Annotated in this window: 1 protein-coding gene; it reads right to left on the bottom strand. The window is 70.3% G+C overall.

From position 1 onward, the window contains the following. Nucleotides 1-232, bottom strand: a 232-nt coding sequence (locus SB751_RS35660) for an MFS transporter (protein ID WP_410749691.1), incomplete at both ends; no start/stop codon positions are given.

Genomic DNA, 232 nt, shown 5'->3' with positions numbered 1-232 from the left:
CACCGCGCTGGCCTGCTTGTGGCGCGGCACCACGCTGGCGGCCACCAGCGAACCCAGGCCGAAGAAGGCGCCGTGGTTCAGGCTGGTCACCAGGCGCGCCAGCAGCAGCGTGGTGTAGTTGGGTGACAGCGCCGACAGCAGGTTGCCAAGCGTGAAGATCGCCATCAGCACGATCAGCGCCTTGCGGCGCGACCAGCGCGACAGCGCCAGGGTCATCAGCGGCGCGCCGAGC

This window comes from Cupriavidus sp. SIMBA_020 (assembly GCF_046535395.1).
Classification (GTDB): Bacteria; Pseudomonadota; Gammaproteobacteria; order Burkholderiales; family Burkholderiaceae; genus Cupriavidus; species Cupriavidus campinensis.
Note: the sequence above shows the minus strand (reverse complement) of the source record. Positions and strands in the feature narration are given on the sequence as shown.